General features: G+C 59.0%; 21 protein-coding genes. 14 read left to right on the top strand and 7 right to left on the bottom strand.

Translation table 11 applies throughout. The annotated features are described in order from the left end of the window. Positions 1–96 precede the first annotated feature (96 nt). Positions 97–1,533 (bottom strand): hypothetical protein, encoded by a 1,437-nt coding sequence (locus BA177_RS14960; protein WP_068617499.1) that lies wholly within the window; start codon positions 1,531–1,533, stop codon positions 97–99. Positions 1,534–2,089: 556 nt separating this feature from the next. Between BA177_RS14960 and BA177_RS14955 the strand changes: the two genes are divergently transcribed. The 4 genes from BA177_RS14955 (at position 2,090) to BA177_RS14940 (ending at position 4,914) form a co-directional block, all read left to right on the top strand. Next, on the top strand, positions 2,090–2,398 hold the full coding sequence (locus BA177_RS14955; RefSeq protein ID WP_068617496.1) for a DUF1272 domain-containing protein: 309 nt from the start codon (positions 2,090–2,092) through the stop codon (positions 2,396–2,398). Positions 2,399–2,423: 25 nt separating this feature from the next. Continuing rightward, entirely contained in the window at positions 2,424–2,903 is a 480-nt protein-coding gene (locus BA177_RS14950) for a methyltransferase family protein (RefSeq protein ID WP_068617493.1), read from the top strand. Between the two features lie 40 nt (positions 2,904–2,943). Beyond that, complete coding sequence (locus tag BA177_RS14945; RefSeq protein WP_068619472.1) at positions 2,944–3,345, top strand: DUF3703 domain-containing protein; 402 nt, start codon at positions 2,944–2,946, stop codon at positions 3,343–3,345. 393 nt (positions 3,346–3,738) lie between these two features. Continuing rightward, on the top strand, positions 3,739–4,914 hold the full coding sequence (locus BA177_RS14940) for a DmpA family aminopeptidase (protein WP_068617491.1): 1,176 nt from the start codon (positions 3,739–3,741) through the stop codon (positions 4,912–4,914). Between the two features lie 9 nt (positions 4,915–4,923). On the opposite strand, the gene BA177_RS14935 is transcribed toward BA177_RS14940, so the two are convergent. The 3 genes from BA177_RS14935 to BA177_RS14925 all read right to left on the bottom strand — a co-directional run bounded on the left by BA177_RS14935 (position 4,924) and on the right by BA177_RS14925 (position 8,026). Further along, positions 4,924–6,609 carry an amidohydrolase gene (locus tag BA177_RS14935; RefSeq protein WP_197493106.1) on the bottom strand — a complete coding sequence of 562 codons (1,686 nt, stop codon included), beginning with the start codon at positions 6,607–6,609 and terminating at the stop codon, positions 4,924–4,926. Positions 6,610–6,663: 54 nt separating this feature from the next. Then, a complete protein-coding gene (gene mtgA / locus BA177_RS14930; protein ID WP_068617489.1) occupies positions 6,664–7,359 on the bottom strand; it encodes a monofunctional biosynthetic peptidoglycan transglycosylase in 696 nt (231 codons plus the stop codon). A 79-nt stretch (positions 7,360–7,438) separates the two neighbouring features. After that, the gene (locus BA177_RS14925) at positions 7,439–8,026 is read right to left on the bottom strand and encodes a hypothetical protein (protein ID WP_068617487.1); all 588 of its coding nucleotides are present in this window, start codon (positions 8,024–8,026) and stop codon (positions 7,439–7,441) included. Between the two features lie 249 nt (positions 8,027–8,275). Between BA177_RS14925 and BA177_RS14920 the strand changes: the two genes are divergently transcribed. From BA177_RS14920 to trhO, 7 genes are all read left to right on the top strand, one after another. Next, positions 8,276–9,775 (top strand): Era-like GTP-binding protein, encoded by a 1,500-nt coding sequence (locus tag BA177_RS14920; RefSeq protein WP_068617485.1) that lies wholly within the window; start codon positions 8,276–8,278, stop codon positions 9,773–9,775. Further along, positions 9,702–11,063 carry a YcjF family protein gene (locus BA177_RS14915; protein WP_231892460.1) on the top strand — a complete coding sequence of 454 codons (1,362 nt, stop codon included), beginning with the start codon at positions 9,702–9,704 and terminating at the stop codon, positions 11,061–11,063. Before BA177_RS14920 ends, BA177_RS14915 begins: the two co-directional genes overlap by 74 nt. A gap of 3 nt (positions 11,064–11,066) precedes the next feature. After that, complete coding sequence (locus tag BA177_RS14910; RefSeq protein ID WP_068617482.1) at positions 11,067–11,444, top strand: MGMT family protein; 378 nt, start codon at positions 11,067–11,069, stop codon at positions 11,442–11,444. Between the two features lie 130 nt (positions 11,445–11,574). Then, complete coding sequence (locus BA177_RS14905; RefSeq protein ID WP_231892459.1) at positions 11,575–12,111, top strand: alpha/beta fold hydrolase; 537 nt, start codon at positions 11,575–11,577, stop codon at positions 12,109–12,111. After that, on the top strand, positions 12,108–12,326 hold the full coding sequence (locus tag BA177_RS14900) for a hypothetical protein (RefSeq protein ID WP_068617481.1): 219 nt from the start codon (positions 12,108–12,110) through the stop codon (positions 12,324–12,326). The genes BA177_RS14905 and BA177_RS14900 overlap by 4 nt, the downstream gene beginning before the upstream one ends. 49 nt (positions 12,327–12,375) lie before the next feature. Next, positions 12,376–14,856 (top strand): glycerol-3-phosphate 1-O-acyltransferase PlsB, encoded by a 2,481-nt coding sequence (plsB, locus tag BA177_RS14895; RefSeq protein WP_068617480.1) that lies wholly within the window; start codon positions 12,376–12,378, stop codon positions 14,854–14,856. A gap of 21 nt (positions 14,857–14,877) precedes the next feature. Continuing rightward, the gene (trhO, locus tag BA177_RS14890) at positions 14,878–15,807 is read left to right on the top strand and encodes an oxygen-dependent tRNA uridine(34) hydroxylase TrhO (RefSeq protein WP_082990147.1); all 930 of its coding nucleotides are present in this window, start codon (positions 14,878–14,880) and stop codon (positions 15,805–15,807) included. Positions 15,808–15,813: 6 nt separating this feature from the next. Here the strand turns inward: trhO and BA177_RS14885 are convergent, their stop codons facing one another. After that, positions 15,814–16,029: a DUF465 domain-containing protein gene (locus tag BA177_RS14885; protein ID WP_068617479.1), complete on the bottom strand. Its 216-nt coding sequence runs from the start codon at positions 16,027–16,029 to the stop codon at positions 15,814–15,816. A gap of 46 nt (positions 16,030–16,075) precedes the next feature. Beyond that, complete coding sequence (cysQ, locus tag BA177_RS14880) at positions 16,076–16,885, bottom strand: 3'(2'),5'-bisphosphate nucleotidase CysQ (RefSeq protein ID WP_068617478.1); 810 nt, start codon at positions 16,883–16,885, stop codon at positions 16,076–16,078. A 77-nt stretch (positions 16,886–16,962) separates the two neighbouring features. Here cysQ and yrfG point away from each other — a divergent pair, with 77 nt between their 5' ends. Further along, positions 16,963–17,625 carry a GMP/IMP nucleotidase gene (gene yrfG, locus BA177_RS14875; RefSeq protein ID WP_068617477.1) on the top strand — a complete coding sequence of 221 codons (663 nt, stop codon included), beginning with the start codon at positions 16,963–16,965 and terminating at the stop codon, positions 17,623–17,625. 36 nt (positions 17,626–17,661) lie between these two features. Here the strand turns inward: yrfG and rhlB are convergent, their stop codons facing one another. Then, positions 17,662–18,930, bottom strand: a complete 1,269-nt coding sequence (gene rhlB / locus BA177_RS14870; RefSeq protein ID WP_068617475.1) for an ATP-dependent RNA helicase RhlB — start codon at positions 18,928–18,930, stop codon at positions 17,662–17,664. Positions 18,931–19,193: 263 nt separating this feature from the next. Between rhlB and trxA the strand changes: the two genes are divergently transcribed. Both trxA and rho read left to right on the top strand, forming a co-directional pair. After that, a complete protein-coding gene (gene trxA, locus BA177_RS14865) occupies positions 19,194–19,520 on the top strand; it encodes a thioredoxin TrxA (protein WP_068619463.1) in 327 nt (108 codons plus the stop codon). Positions 19,521–19,699: 179 nt separating this feature from the next. Next, positions 19,700–20,956, top strand: a complete 1,257-nt coding sequence (rho, locus tag BA177_RS14860) for a transcription termination factor Rho (protein ID WP_068617473.1) — start codon at positions 19,700–19,702, stop codon at positions 20,954–20,956. Positions 20,957–21,027 lie beyond the last annotated feature (71 nt).

Below are 21,027 nucleotides of genomic sequence, written 5' to 3'. Positions count from 1 at the left end.
GAGCAGTCGCCGCTCGGGCTGGTGTGACCCGGCCATGGATCGGATGTTGCTGTGCAACGAATAACGCGTTGCCGGTATGCGTTCGTGCAAATGCGATTACTGCGACGGGTTGTACGCGGGCAACGCTGCGGTGCCTTCATCGACTTGCAGACTCGGGCGTTTCGCCATTCGGGTCAACGAGATCAGCAAGGGATTCCCGTTCAATGAGCCGAGCATGACGGCGTCCTGGCTGGGGTTGTGTTCCAGGTTCTGCACTTGTTCGTCGCGGGCATTGCGTGCTTCCTGCAGCCCCATCGGGCTGAGCGGCACGAGCTGCGTTTGGACGTTGCCAGTTCTTGAATCGATGTGGCTGATGTAACCCTGCGGCAGGCGATTGGCGCGCGTTCCGACAACGCCGTACAGGAGCACGTTTCCGTCTTTGTAGTCGAAGTCGACCCACGTTCTTAATGCTTGGTCATCCAGCGCAGCTTGCAACGAAAATTCTTCGGAAAAGGTGCCATCGGACTGAGATGCGAGGTACGCGGTTCCCTCGCGCGCTTTGTTACTGCTGCCACGTCGGAACAGGACATGCACTCGGCCGTCAGCGCTTGTGCGTGCTGCGATCTGGTCTACGTTCTCGATCTGGGACATAGACTGCTGACGCTCGAGTATGGCCTTGAATGCATCAGGGTTGCTGCCGATCGTGCTGAGGTCGGGCATCTCCATTGGTTTGGACGGGTCAGGCATCTTGTACGTCGTGAGGGCGATCTGACCCACGATCGTACCGGTGGCATCCAGCCGGTAGAGTCGGTCTTGCTGCCCGACAACGGAGCCCGCGGGAGGCTCGACATCAGCCAGTTGACCGCCTTTTAGTGGCGATGCAGCGACGAGCAGCAGCGCACCACCGTCCGCGGAGGCCCAGAGTCTTGTGACACTCAGCAAAACGCCCGGCGTGTGCAGTTCCTTTTTCCAGAGCGGCTCGCCATTCGCTGCGAAGCGTACGACCGTGCCGGACGGTGACGTCGTATCGTTTCTTTTTCGTGACAGCATGCGCCAGACCAGCAGTTCGCCGCTGTGGCTTACGTCGTAAATGATGTTGTCCGAATTCACAGTACGCCCGTAGCCAGCTTCCCATTCACCAGCGGATAACTCCCAAATGCCGATGTTGCCGGTGCCGGGACGCCAGGTTTCAACCCGGTCATTGGCAACAATCACTACATCACCGGAGTCGGTGATCGTTCCGCTGAACCCGATGTGCGCGCAGTAATTTTCGGCGAGTGCTTGCGGTTGTACGTTAGTTAGTCCCGGCTTGAGATCGACGGTGTAAAAATTAGTCGCACATTTTTCACTGACGTGCGCCTGGGTGATATCAGGCATCGTGTGGTACAGCAGGCGCGTACCACCGTCGTATTCGCGTGCATCGTCTACGCGAATGTTCAGGTTGCGATCAGTGTTGGTGATGGTTGCCGCTGTCGCGGACAAGGGTGGCAACAGCAGGAGCAGTGCCCAGCAGGAAATTAGCGAGTGGCTTTTCAGGGAGCCAGGTACATTCATTCCACAGTCCTCCGGGTATCCAATAGTTCGCCGCTTGGCGTGCAATGTTCGTTCGATTTCCGTTCGCCATACCGTCTGGGCTGGAGGTACGGCCACTTGCTTTCAAGGTTCGCCAGTCGCACCGCATAAACTCGATCTGGCCAGGGCAAATGACCGCCCGCAGCCAGCCTGCTTGCCAATCGGACAGCAGCAGACAGAGACATCTTGCGGTATAAAGTCTTTTAGTTCAATGGCTTGGAGGCCCTAAAAGGTGTCAGGTTTATTTTCTCGGAGTCCAACAGTGCAAATGCGCTAAAGGTGTCAGTTATCGCCGAGAAATCACGACCAAAGAAGTTCACCGCTACAGGTGCCAGGTTTATTTACGGACGAGAACTAGTCACGATTCATTGCGGCGTTCGATCTGAAAGGCGTTGGACCTGTTTGCCGGAAAGGTGTGGCAACGAGGCGCTGTAGTTATTAGTTGTCGGAGCCTGTTTTGTCGTGGTGTAGAATCTGCACGGTGTCGCTTACGGCAATACCATAAGGGACACTATCGTTTTAGACGAGGAGATTGCACGTGCTCGAACTTCGTCCCAGTTGTGAGAATTGCAACAAGCCACTCGCACCGAATTCGCTCGAAGCTCGTATTTGTACTTACGAGTGCACCTTCTGCGTTAGCTGTGTGGAGGACGTGCTGCACAACGTTTGTCCAAATTGTGCAGGTGGGTTTGTACCGCGGCCGATTCGACCGGCGATCAACTGGCGCCGCAACAATTACCTCGGCAATGATCCGGCCAGCACCAAAGTACGACACCGACCGGTTGATCCGGCCGAACACGCGGCGTTCATCGAGAACATCCGGCAGCTGCCAGCCGAAGAACGCTAGCTAACCCCATGCCAGGAGTCGTGCGATGAATGAACAGGCTGACGCGGCAAAGGTGAAATTCTTCCCGCCGGGCATTCCGCTGATTGCCATCCTCGCAGGCTATACCCTCGACAGGTATTTTCCCTTAGCAACTGGCTGGTCGATTCCGGCGCCGGAGCGATACGTTTTCGGCGGCGGCGTCATAGTCTGCGCAATACTGCTGCTGGGACTCTGGCCGGTTTTGCTGTTCAAGAAAAGCGGCCAAAGTGCCAATCCGTGGCGGCCAACGCCCAACATCGAAGAACGCGGACCGTTCGGTTTCACGCGCAATCCGATGTACCTGCAGCTGCTGCTTGTCTGCGTTGGCATCGGTATCGCGTCAATGAACCTGTGGACGATCATGCTGACGCCGCTGGTCGCCTGGGGCTTGTGGTTCGCCGCCATCAAGCCGGAGGAAGCGTACCTTGAGAAGAAGTTCGGCAAGGAATACCTTGCGTACAAATCCCGGGTTCGGCGCTGGCTGTAGCCCGGCGTTGGCAACTGAACCTGGTTGGTGTTGTGGAGTTATCGCGTTGTCATTTGCACAGAATATTCAGCCGTTCGTAGAGTCCGAGTTGCGTGCCGCCGCCGGGCTGCTGGATGAGGGTGATGCCGAGGCAGCATTCAGGCATCTCGAGTCGGCGCACGTGCTGGGCCAGGCGTCCACCCGCTGGCACACGCTTGTCCATGTGCGGATGCTGCAATGGGCGATCAGGCGCCGCGACCTGCGAGAGGCAGTGGGCCAATTATTACGTATCGTCGGTGCAGCCACAAAGACCGCTATCGGTCTGGTGCCACACGGCAACACAGGCGGTGCCAATGTCAGTCCATTCAAGGTGATGCCGATCAGCGATGCGCACCGCGACATCCTCGCGCGTGCGGCATATCAAGGCGATCGTGACCGAAACCGTTCCGACCAAAGCAGGTAGTCGCGACGCAGTGTCACTACTCGGGTTGTTTCAGCGGGCCTGTTACGGGATACGCGCCTTGAAGAGCGTGAGTATTGGTCTTCGCTACACCAATCGACCGCACAGTCTTGCCATTGCACGTCCTCTGAACGTAAGACCGTTTTCCTGCGGGTTTGCGCATTTGTCCGATCATCTGAACGGATGCTGATATTGATTTCGAGAATGAGTCTTGCACGACCAGGCATCCTGACGAGCTGAACTCCCGTTCTTCACTCGGATGAACGACGGTGCCCGCCTGATGAAAAAGAGCTTACCGAAAATCGGTGAACGCGACGTCGACCATCCAGCCGACGTTACATCCCGTTTTGCCGGTATCATGGGCCCAACGTCACCATTCAAAATTTTGGGGGAATTATGCAACTCGTCAGACTCGGTTTTCTTGTGGCACTCATGTCGGCTGCAGCACTACCTGCCATCGCGGCGGACGATGCGCCGCGCGCCCGTGATCTGGGAATTCCTTTTGACGGTAAGCCGGGTCCGCTCAACGCCATCACTGACGTTGCCGGCGTGACCGTTGGTGTGCACACAATCATTGCTGATCCGTCAGCGGACGTCGCTGTGCGCACGGGCGTTACAGCGATCCTGCCGCGCGGCGAGGCCACCAGCCAGAAGCCGGTATTCGCTGCCTGGTTCGCGTTGAACGGCAACGGTGAGATGACTGGCACTACGTGGGTCGAGGAGTCCGGCTTTCTTGAAGGGCCGGTGTTGATCACCAACACCCACAGCGTGGGTACGGTGCACGAAGCCGCCATTCGCTGGCGCGTCGAGCAAGGCAGTCCGGATGACAGCGGCTACTGGTGGTCGCTGCCGGTTGTCGCGGAAACCTGGGATGGGTTTCTGAACGACATTAACGGCTTTCATGTGCGCGCGGAGCACGTATTCAGCGCATTGAGTTCCGCGAAAGGCGGTCCGGTACCTGAGGGTAACGTCGGCGGCGGTACCGGCATGACCTGCCACGAATTCAAATGTGGCACAGGTTCCGCGTCGCGCACACTGGACGTGGACGATGGCCAGTTCACCGTCGGCGTACTGGTGCAGGCTAACTACGGTTTGCGTGACACCCTGCGGATTGCGGGCGTGCCGGTTGGCAAATACCTGACCAGCGACCGTGCTTACGCGGCGATGCCTGGCGGGCCGCGCGAACTCGGTTCCATCATTATCGTGGTGGCAACGGATGCACCGTTGTTGCCGCATCAGCTGAAGCGCGTGGTTAAACGGGCGGCGCTCGGTCTGGCACGCAACGGCGGCATCGCAAGCAATGGCTCCGGCGATATCTTCATTGCGTTCTCAACGGCTAACGAGGCGGCCAGTCAGTCCGGTCCGGTAAAGCAGGTCAGCACAATATCAAACGAGAACATCAGCCCGTTCTTCCAGGCGACCGTCGAAGCCACCGAAGAAGCCATCATCAATGCCATGATCGCGGGACGCGACATGACCGGTCATAAAGGTCACACCGTACGCGCGATCGATCATGCGGAACTGCAACGTGTGCTGGCCGAGCACAACCGTCTGAATCCGGTGTCTGAGTAGCGCCCGACGCTACGGACGTTGGTAAACCGTCTTGCCGCCGACAACAGTGCGCAGCACTTTTGCACTGCGTATCTCTTCCGGCGGTATGACGGTCAGGTTCTTGTCGATCAGCACAAAGTCGGCGAGCATGCCCGGCGCAAGTGTGCCTTTGCGGTCTTCCTCGAACGAGCTGTAAGCCGCTTCGCTGGTGTAGGCGCGCAGCGCTTCCTCCACTGTGATTTTTTGTGCCGGTGTCCAGCCGTCCGGGTTGGCGCCGTCCAGTGTTTGCCGGGTAACCGCAGCGTAAATTCCAAGCAGCGGTTCGGCGGGCGCAACTGGCCAGTCGCTGCCGAATGCCAGGTGAGCGTCTGAATCGAGCAAGCTGCGAAACGCGTAGGTTGTTGCAGAACGCTCCGCGCCGATCACTTTCTCCGCCCAGCGCCCGTCGTCAATTGCATGGTAAGGCTGCATGCTGGCAATGATGTCCTGCGCCGCGTAGCGCGGCAGGTCGTCCGGGTGTATGTGTTGTGAGTGCTCGATACGCAGCCGGCGGTCACGCGGGCCTTTTTCATCCGTGAGATCGAGATAGATGTCGAGCAGGTCGCGTATGGCACTGTCACCGATCGCGTGCACCATGATCTGCAAGCCGGCGTCATCCGCGTCGCTGACCCATTGCCGCATATCGTCCAGCGTGTTGATCAGGAAGCCGCGCTCTTCCGGCGCGTTGGTAAACGGTTCCAGCATCGCAGCAGTGTGGGAGCCGAGCGACCCGTCCATGAAGCCCTTCAAACCGCCAATGCGCAGCCAGTCGTCGCCACGGCCGTTCTTTGCCACCTCATCACGCAACTGTGCCCAGTCGCTCAACGGCACGACAGAGTAAACGCGGGTCTTGAGCTTGCCTGCTGCTTGCAGGCGGCGGTAGCTGGCGAGTGAGGTCCAGCTCGCCATATCATGCACTGTCGTCACTCCGTGCGCGGCAACGTATTGCATGGCCGCTTCGATCTGGCGGTCCATGAGTTCGTTGCCCGGTGCCGGTACGGCCGCCATGACCAGCGGCATCGCGTTGTCTTTGAGTATGCCGGTCGGGTAGCCAGCGGCATCGCGGACGATAGTGCCGCCATCAATGTCGGGTGTGTCGGCATCAACGCCAGCCAGCTTCAGTGCCAGCGAATTGGCGAGCGCCATGTGGCCATCGAGCCGGAACAGCCACACCGGGTTGTCGGGTGTCACGGCATCAATCCACTCACGCGTCGGCAGTTCGCCGCCCCAGTTTTCGTGATCCCAGTTGCCGTCCAGCAGCCATTCACCAGGTCGCACCGTCTTTGCGAATTCGCCGATGCGGCGGGTAAATTCTTCCGCTGTTTGTGCGTCGCGCAGTTGCACGGACGCGAGGCTGGAACCGCCATCGGCGAAATGCACGTGGGTGTCGATAAAGCCCGGTACCAGTAGCGCGCCGTCGGCATTGATGACTTCCGTCGATTCGTTGATGAGCGGTTCGACATCGGCGTGTGTGCCGACTGCGACGATCTGTTCGCCGCGACTCGCGATGGCCTCGGCCCACGGGTTGTTCGGGTCGCCTGTCCAGACAGTGGCGTTGCGCACGACCAGGGTAGCGGCCTCAGGCGTGTCTGCCGGTTTGCCGCAGGCGGCCAGTAAGCCGCCGAGCATTGTCGCGCCAATTAACGTTGCGAACGCACTGCGGATCCGTTGCTGCATGAAATTCCCCGGTTGGATGAGTTCTGCCGTGCGCAGTGTACTCCGCGGCTCACTTCAGTTCAGCGTCGTCAGCCAGCCCTGCCGTTCAAGACGGGCCATCTGCGTAATGATCCACTGCTGCCGGTTGCGTACATAGGCCGACGGTTGGCGGGCGTTGTAGTTTCTCGGGCTGGGCAGTACCGCTGCCAGCAATGCGGCTTCACGCCGGTTGAGTGCGGCGGCAGGTTTGCCAAAATACGCGCGGCTGGCGGCTTCCACGCCGTACACACCCGGACCGAGTTCGGCGATGTTCAGGTAGATTTCCAGAATGCGGCGCTTGGGCAGGCACAATTCCACGAACACGGTCAGCCAGGCCTCAAGGCCTTTGCGCACGACGTTGCGACCCGGCCACAGCCACAGGTTTTTGGCGAGCTGCTGGCTGATCGTCGACGCGCCGCGCAGCCGACCGCCGTCGCGCCGCGATTCCACAGAATTCAGAATGGAGTCGATATCGAAGCCGGCATGGTCAGAAAACTTCTGATCTTCAGCAGCGACTACTGCGAGTGCGGCCTGCGGGCTGATTGCGTCCCAGTCACTCCATTGCCATGCCACCGGTACCCGGCCGCTATGGTCCTGCAGCATGAACGCGGAGGTTGCGGGCGCAACCCAGCGTAATGGCAGTACCAGCAGCACGCTCGCAACGATTACGGCCGCCAGTGCGAACAGCAGGTAACGCAGCAAGCGACGGCGAGGTTTTTTCCTGGGGGCCAATACGGGTTTCCGGTTGCGTTTCAATCAGGCTAAAAAAAACCGGCGACCTGTGAAGGTCGCCGGTCATTGCAAGTGTTACTTAACGGCCTGCACCGAAGAAGTAACGACCGCCGATGCTCCACGAAGTCGCATCATCGCCGAAATCCAGCGACAGGCCGGCGGCGAACTGGTTGTTGAAGTAGTAGTCACCAGCCAGTTCCAGCGTGGTGTCACTGCCGGAGTCATCGAGGTCGGCGTAGTTAACGAAAATACGCCCTTCGAACTCCGGTGTGAACATACGACGGAAACCGGCTGACAGGCCGAAACCGCTGTCGTCAAAATCAAGGCCGCCTGCTTCGACTTCGCCATCGATGTATGACAAGCGTGCGACGAGATCGGTGTCAGCTGAAATGGCGGTCATGTAGCCGCCGCCAATCTGCAAGGCATTGACGTCAACGCCGTCGAAATCCAGCGTCTGGTAGCCGCCAAACAGGTGCACGTTGTCAGCGATTTTGTAGGAACCGCCAAACTCAAAGCCGTCGCCGTCAACGTCATTGCTGCCGGCGTCGAGCTCTGCATCAACGTAACGCAGCTCGAGGAAGTCGTAGTTGAGCTCAGCGTTTGCAGCGCCTGCGAACACGGTTGCTGCTGTTGCCAGTACGACTGTCTGCCCAAGTCGTTTTTTCATCCTTAGTTTTCTCCTATGCGTGATTTTTACTTAGTTGATCAGCCGCACCCTGCGTCACGCGCGCCCGGTGGGTGATTTCGAAACTGACGCTTGTTCTTCGTTACCCTTAGAGTCCCGAAGTGGGCGCGAAGTTTGCTGTTATTTATAAAAAAATCAACAATATACTGTCTCTTTTTTGCGACAGGGCGGCTGCGGATCCGGCCCCTTTTTGCTTCCTATGTTGCTGATTTTCGGGCAGTCTCTGCGGCCATGACGCTGGATAGATTCATACGCTTGGGGCTGGGCTTCCTGATCCTGCTGGTGTGCCTTATCGCGCTGGCGGCCCTGTTGTTCGTCACCGAATCGGCGCTCAACGTTTGGGACCGATTGCTCGAAGGACCCCGGTTCTTGCTCTACGGCTACGTGGCCGTCGTGCTGGCGCTGATCGTCATGGCGATCTGGTTCATGGTCCGGCTCGTCGTCAAACGTCAGCCGCGCAAGAAAAAGTCGTCGCGTAGCGCTCCGTTGACGCGCGACGAAATCGAAGCACGATTGCGGGCGGCGGATGCGAGTGGGGTTGACACCCAGGCGGCGCGTGCCGAACTTGATGAGCTGGCGTCGCGACAAGCGGCCGGTCACGTGCATTTGTGCTTTTTCGGTGAAATCAGCACCGGCAAGAGTTCACTGGTGCGGGCATTGGTTCCGGACGCGAACGTGGCGGTCAGTGCGGTCGGTGGTTCCACTTACGACATACAGCACTACCGCTGGACCAATAGTGCCGGCAACGAAGTGCTGTTGACGGATGTGCCCGGCACGGGCGGTACAGCAAGCGGCCTGGATCGGGTTGCCGAAGAAGAAGCGCAACGTGCGCAGATCGTGTTGTTCGTAACGGACGGCGACCTGACCCGCGTTGAGAAACAAGCGCTGGAACGGCTGCTCGCGATCGGCAAGCCACTGATCCTGGTGCTGAACAAGTCCGATCGTTACGACGCGGCTGAACAGGCGCAACTCATCGCGCGCTTGTTGCAGTACGTGGAAGAACTCGGTGGCGAATGGGCGCGCGACCAGGTGGTCGCAGTGTCGGCCGGCGGTGAAACCGAAGTCATTGAAAAACGCGCCGATGGCACCGAGCTGACCACGCGCCGGCAACGCCCCGCTGACGTTGGCGTGCTGGTCGTGGCGATCAATCAACTCATGGAGCGCGAGTCGACTGTCATCGACGAACGGCGCGACCGGGCGGTGTTCCGGCTGGCGGCTGGCAAGCTTGCGGAAGCCGAGGCCCGTTACCGTGAGCAGCGCGCTGAACAGATCACTCGTAACTCAACGCGCAAAGCCGTTATCGGCGCACTGGCGGCAGTCAGCCCCGGTACCGACGTGATCATTCAGGGTTACATCGGCACGACCATGACGCGCGAACTGTGTCGGCTGTACGGCGCAGCGCCTCGCGATCTGGATGTCGAGGAGTTTCTCAGCCTGAGTCAAAGCCGGGTCGGGCGGGCATTGCCGTTGTCGCTGGCGGTGGCGGGCAACGGCCTGAAGGCGTTTCCGGGTATAGGCACAGTCGCCGGTGGCCTGGTGCATGCGGTAGCCTACGGCTTGATATTCGATGCGCTGGGCCGAAGTCTGGTTCTGACGCTGCAGCAGCACGGCGAATTGCAGCCGGAAGTGGCCGCGAAGGAATTTGAGGACAATATTGGTGAGCATATTCAAGCGGGTGTTAAGCAAGTTGTCGGGATTGCGCTCTCCGAAAAAGAGCGCAGGGGAGGCTGACAACAACGGCTCGCGCCACCTGACGCTCGCCCGTGAATCACTGACCGAGCTGATCGACGACTCGCGTCTGCCGCCCGGTGTACGGGAGTCGCTGGCGCACGACTACGCAGAGGTACAGGCGATGCTCGACAAACTCGAGCACGGCCATTTGCACATCGCCGCTGTCGGTCGTGTCAGTACCGGTAAATCATCGTTGCTCAATGCGCTGATCGGTGAGGCGCGTTTTGCGTCCAGTCCGTTGCACGGCGAAACCCGGCACTCGTCCATGGCCCAGTGGAACGAAGTCAGCGTCGGCGGGGTTTTTCTGATTGATACGCCAGGTCTCGATGAGGCCGGAGGCGAAGACCGGGAGCGTATTGCACGCGAAGCGGCCGCGCGTGCGGACCTTGTGGTCTTTGTGCTCGACGGTGATATCACCGATACGGAACTACAGGCGCTGCGTACCATCGTCGAGACCGGTCGTCCGGTGCTCGTCACGCTGAACAAACGCGATCTCTACACCGCCAATGAGACCGAAAGTCTGCTCACTGCGATCCGCAAAAAATGCGCCGGCCTCGTGCCCGCACAACACGTGCTGGCTGTAGCGGCTGAGCCGCGGGCGCAACAGGTCGTTCAAATCGACGCGGCTGGCAACGAGACGGTCAGTTCCCGCGAACGTGGGCCGATGATCGATGAGCTGCGCTTGCGGCTGTGGGAAATCGTGGAAGCCTATGGTATGACGCTGGTTGCGTTGAACGCGAGTTTATTCGCTGCAAACCTGAGCGATCAGGTGGGGCGACGGATACTCGAAGCGCGACGCGAGATTGCGGATCGCCTTGTGCGCACGTATTGCATTGGCAAAGGCGTGGCCGTGGCCTTCAACCCTGTACCGGTAGCCGACCTGTTTGCGGCCGCGTTCATTGATGTCGGCATGGTGATGCATTTGTCGCGCGTGTACGGCTTGCCGTTGTCGCGCCGCGAGGCCGGTTCGCTGGTCGCCGTGATAGCGGCTGAGGCGGCCGCACTGATGGGTACCGTGTGGGCCCTGCACCTGCTTTCCAGTGCACTGAAAGTCAGTACGCTGGGTTTGTCGACGATACTGACCGCAACGGCGCAAGGCGCCATTGCCTGGTACAGCACCTACCTCGTCGGCCGGGTCGCGGGGGAGTATTTGTCCAAAGGCAAGTCGTGGGGCGATGGCGGACCGAAACAGGTGGTCAGTGAAATCCTCGACAGCCTGAGCAAAGAGTCGGTCCTGCAGGAAGCGCGTCGTGACATACGCGAGCGGCTGGGCATGGCGGCGGGTTGACCGATGGCTTCGGGTTTAGCCGCGACAGAGGAACGCGAACGCCGCCGTCAGCGCATCTACGCGACGATTTGCGACGTGCCGCCCGGCTCGGTCGCGAGCTACGGGCAAATAGCCGAGATTGCCGGCATACCGCGCGGGGCGCGCCAGGTCGGCCGTGCCTTGCGGGAGTTGCCGCAAGGTCACGACGTGCCGTGGCACCGGATCGTCACAGCCTCGGGCCATCTGGCGTTTGCGGTGGACAGCAAGCCGTGGCGACGGCAAGTCGACAAACTGGCGGCGGAGGAGGTCGTTTTGACCCATGGACGGGTGAATATGGCGCTGTACCGCTGGCAACCGGACCTTGATGAGTTGCTCTGGAAGCCTTCTGCCGCCTGGGATTGAGCAAAATCCGGCCCCGCGAGCCCGGAGCACAGGAAGTCTGGCCTGCAGGCGTTTAGAATAGGGCCTTCACCGCGGCGGGGTCGCCCGGTCCGGGACAACGACCACATAACAACTACAAAAGGTTACCAGAGTGTCGAACAAGCAGAACGCGGCTATGCCGGCCGTGTATTTTTCGCACGGGCAGGAAAGCGGCCCATGGGGCACGAAGATACTCAGCATGGCTGACACCGTGCGCAAACTGGGTTGCCGTGCGGAAAGCGTGGACTATCAGGGCATTGCGGATCCGGCTGAGCGGGTCGAGAAACTGCTGGCCGAATGCGCAGACGTTACTGAGCCGCTGGTGCTGGTCGGTTCCAGCATGGGCGGACACGTGGCGACAGCGGCAGCGGCGGCGCTGGACGCGCGCGGCTTGTTCGTACTCGCCCCGGCTTACTACATGGAAGGCTACGAAGCGCTGACGCCAGCCGCACCGGACATGCCGACCATGATCGTCCACGGTTGGCGCGATGATGTGGTTCCGGTGGACAACAGCATACGCTACGCGCGCGAATGCCGCGCGACCTTGCACGTACTGGATGGCGATCACCGTTTGACTGCCAACATTGATGAAATCAATCAGTTATTAACTCAGTTCCTGTTGCGTATCGCAGGGCGGGAGAGCGCATGAAAGCCACTACACTGATCTTGCTGCTGTTGCTGGCGTCCTGCGGCGGCAACGAGCAGCCAGCCGACCCGGATGAAGCCACGCCATCGGCATTCGACGGCCTGCACGAGCCAATTGACAAGGCCGAGGACGTGGAACGCCAGCTCATGGAGCAAAAGCAGCGCATGGACGAGGCGCTGAAAGCGGCTGACGACGGAGCGGACGAGCCGCGCCGTTGATGAAGATGACCGTACTGACCAATACCGTCGCCACATTCGTGGTGCGCGTATGAGCTTCGCTCGAATTCTGCTGCGCCCCCTGTATTTGTTGACCGGCTGGGTCTTCAGTTTGTGGGCGCGTCCAACGGTGCAACCGGAAGTGCCAGCCGAACTGCTTGCCAATTGCGACGCTGCGGTGTGCTACGTACTGGAAAGCGGCGGGCTTGCCGACATGCTGGCGCTGGAGCAGGAGTGCCGCCGGCATGGCCTGCCATCGCCGTCCGAGCCGCTGGAGTTTGCCGGTATCTCGGAGTCCAGTCGTACCGTCGTGTTGCGCCGGCGCCGCGGTTTGCTGGTGCAGCGCCCGAGCCGTGCAGGCTCAACCCGACTTCGCCGGTTGGTCGATGCCGGTGTTCGACAACGCGAGCAGCTGTTGGTGTTTATTCCCGTCGCCATTTATTGGGGACGTTCACCGGACAAGGAACGCTCCTGGTTCAAGCTGCTGTTCTCGGAAAACTGGGAAGTGGGCGGGCGTACGCGCAAGTTGCTGGCGACGGTCCTGCACGGCCGCAATACACTGCTACGTTTCAGTGACACGCTGGCGCTGGACAAGATTGTGCAGGCAGAAACGGACAAGTCCGTTGCCTGGCGCAAGGTCTCGCGAATTTTGCGCGTGCATTTTCGGCAGCGACGTACGGCGACACTGGGTCCTGACTTGTCGCATCGACGCACATTGGCAAACGTCGTGTTGCGCGATCCGCAGGTGCAGAAGATCATCGAAGCGGAAGCCGGCGACGACCCTGTGGCACTGGAAAAAGCGCGCAAGAAAGCGCGCTACTACGTTGAGGAAATTGCCGCGCATATTTCCTATCCCGCAATACGCATACTCGAGCGTTTCCTGGCGTGGTTGTGGAACAAGATCTACGACGGCATCGTGTTGTCGCACGTCGAACGCTTGCAAAAAATTGCCGAAGAAAAGGAAGTGGTGTACGTCCCCTGTCACCGCAGCCATATTGATTACCTGTTGCTTGGTTTTACCGTTTACCACCAAGGACTGACCATTCCGCATGTAGCGGCCGGCATCAACCTGAACATGCCCGTGATCGGCCCCATACTGCGTCGCGGCGGCGCGTTTTTTCTGCGCCGCAGCTTTAAAGGCAACCGTCTGTACGCGGCCGTATTCAATGCGTATCTCCACCAGATACTCGTGCGCGGTCATTCCATCGAGTATTTCGTGGAAGGCGGCCGCAGCCGCACCGGTCGATTGCTGACGCCGAAAGGTGGCATGCTGGCCATGACCGTGCATTCCTACATGCAGGACCCCAAACGCGAAGTTGTTTTTGCGCCGGTTTACTTTGGCTATGAGAAGCTGATCGAAGGCGATGCCTTTATTCAGGAACTGAGCGGCGCTGAAAAGAAAAAAGAGTCGCTGTTCGGCTTGATTCGCAGCATGCGTGCCTTGCGTGAAAACTTCGGCAAGGTCTATGTCAATGTGGGTGAACCGATTGCCGTAGAGCCATTGCTCGACGAGCACAATCCAAACTGGCGCGAAGAAGCAAAGCAAAGTGAAGAGCGGCCGTTGTGGATGAACGAAGTGGTCGACAAGCTCGGTGCCAGGATCATGACCGGGATCAATTCTGCGGCTGCGGTTACCCCGATCAGCCTGCTGGCCACCGCACTGTTGTCGACGCCCAAGCAGAGCATGGGCGAGCGGGAGCTCGAACGACAGCTGAAGCTGAGCATGGATTTGCTGGGGCGCTTTCATTATTCGGATTCGGTGACCTTGCCCGACTGGTCGCCAGCCGAAATCATCGAACACGGCGTCAAACTGGGTGTGATCAGCCGCACCAGGCACGCGCTGGGCGACGTGATTCGTATGGAAGAGCGCGAAGCCGTGCTCATGACCTATTTCCGCAACAATGTTCAGCACCTGTTTGCTATCCCGGCGTCGATTGCCTGCTGCTTTATTCAGGGCCGGCGGCTGGCGCACTCAGAACTGCAACGGCTGGTGCGGCTGATATACCCGTTCATGAAGAAAGAGCTGACCTTGCAGTGGGACATTGAAGACATCGACGAGGTCACCACGATGGCTATCAATGCGCTGATCGATCTGGAGATACTGAAGCGTGACGCCGACGGTTCGACACTGGTCCGGCCCACCGCAGGATCGGGCAAAGCGTTTCAGCTGCTGATGCTCGGTCATTCCATGGTGCCGATGCTGCAGCGTTTTTACCTGGTCATCGCATTGCTGGTGCGCAACGGGTCCGGCCATCTGACGCGTGCCGCACTGGAGTCGTTATGCCAGCAAAGCGCACAGCGCCTGGCGATGATCTACGGCCTGCATTCCCCGGACTTTTTCGACCGGGCATTGTTCCGCGATTTCATCGCCCAGTTGCGTTTGCAGGATGTTCTGCGGCGCAATGAGGAAGGCCGGCTTGAATTCGACGAGGACATCACCCGTATCGGTGAGGATGCGCGACTCGTCTTGGGTGAGGAGATACGCCATAGTATTCTCTCGCTCACTTTTTCCGATGCGACGGATAATTCCTGAGCCAGACCTGCGAGTTCGCACGTGTTGAACGTTGTTTCCTTTTATCGATTTGTCGATGTACCTGAGCCAGCCGCGATCCAGCGCAATCTGCAGGCGCTGTGTGAAAAGGAGGCTTTGCTGGGCACGGTATTGCTGGCGGACGAAGGGTTCAATGGCACCCTGGCAGGCTCTGCTGACGGTATTGCGGCGATCTTGCAATGGCTGCAGGACACGCTGCAATTGCCGACGCCGGTTGATGCACGCTGGACCGAGGCCGATGCGGCACCCTTTCGCAAGCTGCGGATACGCATCAAGAACGAAATCGTCACCCTTGGCCGACCGGACATCCGGCCGCAACAGCGTACGGGACAGCACGTCAGTCCCCGTGAGTGGAATACGCTGCTCGATGATCCCGCAACACTCGTTATCGACACCCGCAATCATTACGAAATTGAAGTGGGTACGTTTCCAGGGGCGCTGGACCCCGGCACTGACAGCTTCCGGCAGTTCCCCGAGTTCGTCGAGCAGCTTGACGTGAATGATCGCGATCGACCGGTCGCCATGTTTTGTACCGGCGGCATACGCTGCGAGAAGGCCAGTGCACTGATGCAGGAACTCGGGTTTTCGCAGGTTTACCAGTTACAGGGCGGGATACTGAATTACTTGTCCACGACAGCGGATGACGACAATCGCTGGGACGGCGAGTGTTTTGTTTTTGACAGCCGGGTCGCTGTTGATCGTGACCTTGCCGAAGGCGGTTACGAACAATGCCACGCCTGCCGCCGGCCATTATCCGCTGACGACCTGCAGTCAGCGGATTACCGCGAGGGCGTTTCTTGCCCGCAATGCATCAATGAACTTGAGAGTGAGCGCGAGCTGCGCCTGGAAGAGAGGCGGCGCCAGGTGCGGCTTGCGCGTGAGCGGGGCGGACAGCACATTGGCGTGCCGCAACAGCCCAAGAAAAACGGCTGATACCCCTCAGGCGTCGAGATCCGGGATGATGTCGCTTTCGAGGCGAGTGATCATGTCTTTGAGTATCAAGCGGCGTTTTTTCAGGCGGCGAATTCGCAGCTGATCTACCAGCGGATCGTGCGACAGACGGTCGATCAGATCATCGAGATCCCGATGGTTGATTCGCAGCTCCCGCAGTTTCGCGTATTCCCGAAAACACTCGGTGTCGATCTTGTCTCTCATGGGGTTGCCGAAAACGTTTAACGACAGTGGTAATTCTAGTCCAGGGTTACGCGCTATGCTCGGTGCCAACTGCTTCCAGCCAGTTTCGATCACGCGGTCCGATGACAAAGAAGTGACCATTGAGTATGTCTTCTTTGGTGTTGTATAACAACGGCTCGCCATTGGGGCATAAAACCTGACCGCCTGCTTGTTCAACAACAGCCTGCGCCGCAGCCGTATCCCATTCCGAGGTAGGTCCCAGCCGGGGGTAGAGATCAGCGGCGCCTTCGGCGACCCGACAAAACTTCAGCGAACTGCCCATTGCCAGCAACTCGTATTCGCCGAGCGCGGCGAGGTAGGCATCCAGGCTGGTACCGCGGTGTGAGCGGCTGCCTACGACGCGCGGCGGCGATGCTGACTGTGCTGCCACGGAAATGGGTTCGGGCGCGCCTCCGGCGAGCTGGCGGCTCGCACCGACACCGGCCGCCGCCACATAGGTCAGGCCGAGCACCGGTACGTACACGATGCCGAGAACAGGCCGGTGGTTGTCGATCAGCGCGATGTTGACGGTGAACTCGTCGTTCCGGTTGACGAACTCGCGGGTGCCGTCCAACGGGTCTATCAGCCAGTAGCGTGGCCATTGGCGGCGTTCGGCAAACGGCGGCAAGCCAATTTCTTCCGAGATCAGTGGCATATCGGGTGTTAGCTGCCGCAGCCCTTCCACAATGATGCGATTGGAAGCCAGGTCGGCTTTGGTCAGTGGCGAGTCATCGCCCTTGTGTTCGACGGCGAATTCGCTGCCGTAAACCGTGAGAATTGCAGCGCCAGCTGCGTGCGCCAGTTCGGTAACGGGCTTGATCAGGGGCTGTAACTGCATGGGGTGCTCGATTGCCTGTCGCTGGGCGGGGCAGTATAAAGCATCACTGATAAACGTATGCGAACGAGACAAGAACCATGAGCGCCAGCAAATTACTCCGGGATTGCGACACTTTGATGCTCGACATGGACGGAACGCTGCTCGACCTGGCGTTCGATAACTTCATGTGGCTGCAACACATTCCGTCGGAGTACGCGCGCAAGCACGGCCTCGAGCACGAAGTCGCGACCCGGCAGTTGTACGCGCAGTTCCGGAGCTTGCAGGGACAGTTGGACTGGTATTGTCTCGATCACTGGAGCGAGCGCCTCGGCCTTGACGTGCTGGCGTTGCACCGCGCGGAACGCGCCCGGATAGGCTGGTTGCCCGGTGCGATGGAATTTCTGCAGTCCGTGCAACAAGGCGGGCAACGGGTTTTGTTGGTGACGAATTCACACCCGGACACGCTGGCCGTTAAATCCGAGGTGACGGGTATCGAAAAGTATTTCGCGGGGATCTATACCTCGCACCAGTTCGGATACCCGAAAGAAGACCAGCGCTTCTGGCAGGCACTGGCGGCGGCAGAGGGCTTCGACCCGCGCTCAACCATGTTTGTGGACGATACCGAGACCGTACTCGCCAGTGCCCGCGACTACGGTGTAAAGCATGTTGTAAAGATCACCCGCCCCGATTCGTCCGCCGCTGTGCGCGACGCCGGAGCCTACCTTAGCGTGGAAGGTGTGGCAGAACTGCTGCCTGCCTGACAGGGACCGCGCGAGGCAGCGGGTCCCTGTTGGCGGTTAACGGCGCGAACGCGACGAACGGCCGCCGCCACCGCTGCTGCGACGTGGCTTGCTGCTGCGGTCTTTGCGCGGTCTGGGCGGCGGGCGCTTCAGAGTGGGCAAGAGGTCCGGGTCGTAGCTGGCAACCGGGATCTTATGGCCGATGTAGTCTTCAATATCCGGCAATGACTCCACGTACGTTTCACAGCCAAAGCTGATCGCGTCACCGGAGGCACCGGCGCGGGCGGTTCGACCAATGCGGTGCACGTAGTCTTCACGGTCGTTCGGCAAGTCGTAGTTGATGACGTACTGCACCTCAGGAACGTGCAGGCCGCGCGAGGCCACGTCGGTACCAATCAATACCGGCAATTCGCCGCTCTGGAAACGCAATAGCATTTTCAGGCGCTTGTTCTGCGGCACGTCACCGGAGATGGCTTCGGCATCGATGCCGTTCGCCTGCAGGTAGGCCTGTATACGTTCGGCTTCGCGTTTGGTGTTGACGAAAATCATGATTCGGCCGGTACCCATTTCACGAATCAGACCGACCAGTAGCGGGATTTTTTCAGGGTTGGACGGGAAGAAAATCGCCTGCCGTACCCGGTCGGCGGTCATCTTGTCCGGTTCTATGCGAATCAGTTCCGGCTCGTTCATGTGTTCGTAGGCCAGTTCCATCACGCGCTGTGACAGGGTTGCCGAGAACAGCATGTTCAAACGCTGGTCGGGTTCGGGCAGCTTTCGCAGCAGGTATCGTATGTCCTTGATGAAGCCCAGATCGAACATGCGATCTGCTTCGTCCAGAATAACGACTTGTACCTGATCGAGTTTGAATACGCCCTGCTTGTAGTAGTCGATGATACGGCCGGGTGTGCCGATCAGCAGGTCAATGCCATTCGCGATTCGATTCCGCTGCTTCTCGTAATCGGTGCCGCCGTAGGCGAGTCCGATACTAAAGCCGGTGTGTTCGCTCAGGATTTCGGCGTCGTTGGCAATCTGTACGGCGAGTTCGCGGGTTGGCGCGAGTATGAACACGCGTGGTTGCTTTTGCCCCTCGGCGTCGGTCGGCGGCGTATTCAGCAAACGCTGATAGGCCGCGATCAGGAATGCGGCAGTCTTGCCGGTACCCGTTTGGGCCTGGCCTGCGACGTCTTTGCCTTTGAGCGCCATCGGCAGCGTGCCGGCCTGGATCGGCGTGCAATATTCGAAGCCTGCGGCTTTGATTCCGGCGCGCAGGTCCGGGTGCAGGTCAAGTGCGTCGAATTTGAGGTCGCTTAGGTGATTGTCTGACATGAGACTCCATAGAAAAATTGCAGATTTGGGCTTGCAAATTGGTTCGTGAACCGGTCAAATTGGTCAATATCGACGCGACAGTCGTCGCACCTGCCAGTTTCGCCTTCAACGAAATCCAAGAGAAGCCGCGGTAAAGCTGCGACATATTGCCTGATTGGACGGGCAGCGTCATCCATTTTGCACAGTTCGCACCACGCCAAACGGCGGCTGCGGGCGATGCCAAACAGCCAACCACACGAAGCCAATTTTGGAGGTAGATGCCGGTGAGCGACAATATTGTGCACACCAATGACGACTCATTCGAGGCCGATGTACTGCAGTCAGCGAAGCCTGTACTGCTGGATTTCTGGGCCGAATGGTGCGGCCCCTGCAAGATGATTGCACCGTTATTGGATGAGGTCGCGACGGAATACGCTGACCGCATAACTGTGGCAAAACTGAACATTGACGAGAATCCGAACACGCCACCCAAGTTCGGTATTCGTAGCATTCCGACCTTAATGCTGTTCAAGGGCGGCTCCGTGCATGCGCAGAAACTGGGCGCCATGTCGAAGTCGCAACTGACAGAGTTTCTGGAAACCAATCTGTGAGAGGATACTTGGGTAATCAAACTAGAAGCCGCCCTAAACAGCCGGCAAAATCAAAAAACGCGGGGGGGCAGGGAAACCGGCGTCGTCGACCAAGACGGCGTGAATCGGAAGAGTTTCCTGACGACGAGGATAACCTCGAAGTAATTCCACCGGATCAGCTCGAGCTCACCAAGAATGCGATGAATCTGACGGATCTCAAGAACCGTCCGGCATCCGACCTTGTTGATCTTGGCACCAGCCTGGGTCTTGAAAACCTGGCGCGTTCGCGCAAACAGGACATTATTTTTTCCATTCTGAAGGCGCATGCGAAGAATGGCGAAGATATATACGGCGATGGGGTATTGGAGATACTGCAGGACGGCTTCGGCTTTCTGCGTTCTTCGGACAGCTCCTATCTTGCCGGGCCCGACGATATCTATGTCTCGCCCAGCCAGATACGTCGATTCAACCTGCGCACGGGCGATACCGTCAGTGGTCTGATTCGTCCGCCGAAAGACGGGGAGCGTTACTTTGCGTTGCTCAAAGTCGGCCAGATCAATCACGACGCACCCGAGAACGCTCGCAGCAAGGTCCTGTTTGAAAACCTGACACCGCTGTTTCCTCGCGATCGCCTGACCCTCGAGCAGGGCAATGGCAGCACCGAGGACCTTACCGCGCGCATCATTGACATGGTGGCGCCAATTGGTAAGGGCCAACGCGGTTTGATTGTCAGCCCGCCGAAAGCGGGTAAGACAATGCTGTTGCAGAACATTGCGACCGCAATTTCAGCCAACAACCCGGATTGCGACCTGATCGTATTGCTGATCGACGAGCGGCCCGAGGAAGTAACCGAAATGGCGCGCACTGTGCGCGGCGAAGTGGTGTCATCAACGTTTGATGAACCCGCCAGCCGTCACGTGCAGGTTGCCGAGATGGTGATCGAGAAAGCCAAGCGGCTGACCGAGCACAAGCGCGATGTCATCATCCTGCTTGATTCGATCACCCGATTGGCACGTGCTTACAACACGGTAGTGCCGTCATCAGGCAAGGTGCTGACCGGCGGTGTGGATGCAAACGCATTGCACCGTCCGAAGCGTTTCTTTGGTGCAGCGCGCAACATCGAAGAAGGCGGCAGCCTGACGATTCTCGCCACGGCACTGGTCGATACCGGCTCCAAGATGGACGAAGTGATCTACGAGGAATTCAAAGGCACGGGCAACATGGAAATCCACCTGGATCGCCGTATTGCGGAGAAGCGTGTGTTCCCGGCGATTAACATCAACCGTTCCGGTACGCGAAAAGAAGAGTTGCTGACCCAGCCTGATGAACTGCAGAAAATGTGGGTCTTAAGGAAAGTGCTGCACCCGATGGACGAATTGGCGGCGATCGAGTTTCTGCTGAACAAATTGCAGGACACGAAAACCAACACCCAGTTCTTCGAAGCAATGAAGCGCTGACGTTCAGACTATCGTGCAAAAACAAACGGCCGCTTATGCGGCCGTTTGTGTATTGGGCAGAAGTGCACCAT

The sequence above is a fragment of the Woeseia oceani genome (assembly GCF_001677435.1).
GTDB lineage: Bacteria > Pseudomonadota > Gammaproteobacteria > Steroidobacterales > Woeseiaceae > Woeseia > Woeseia oceani.
Note: the sequence above shows the minus strand (reverse complement) of the source record. Positions and strands in the feature narration are given on the sequence as shown.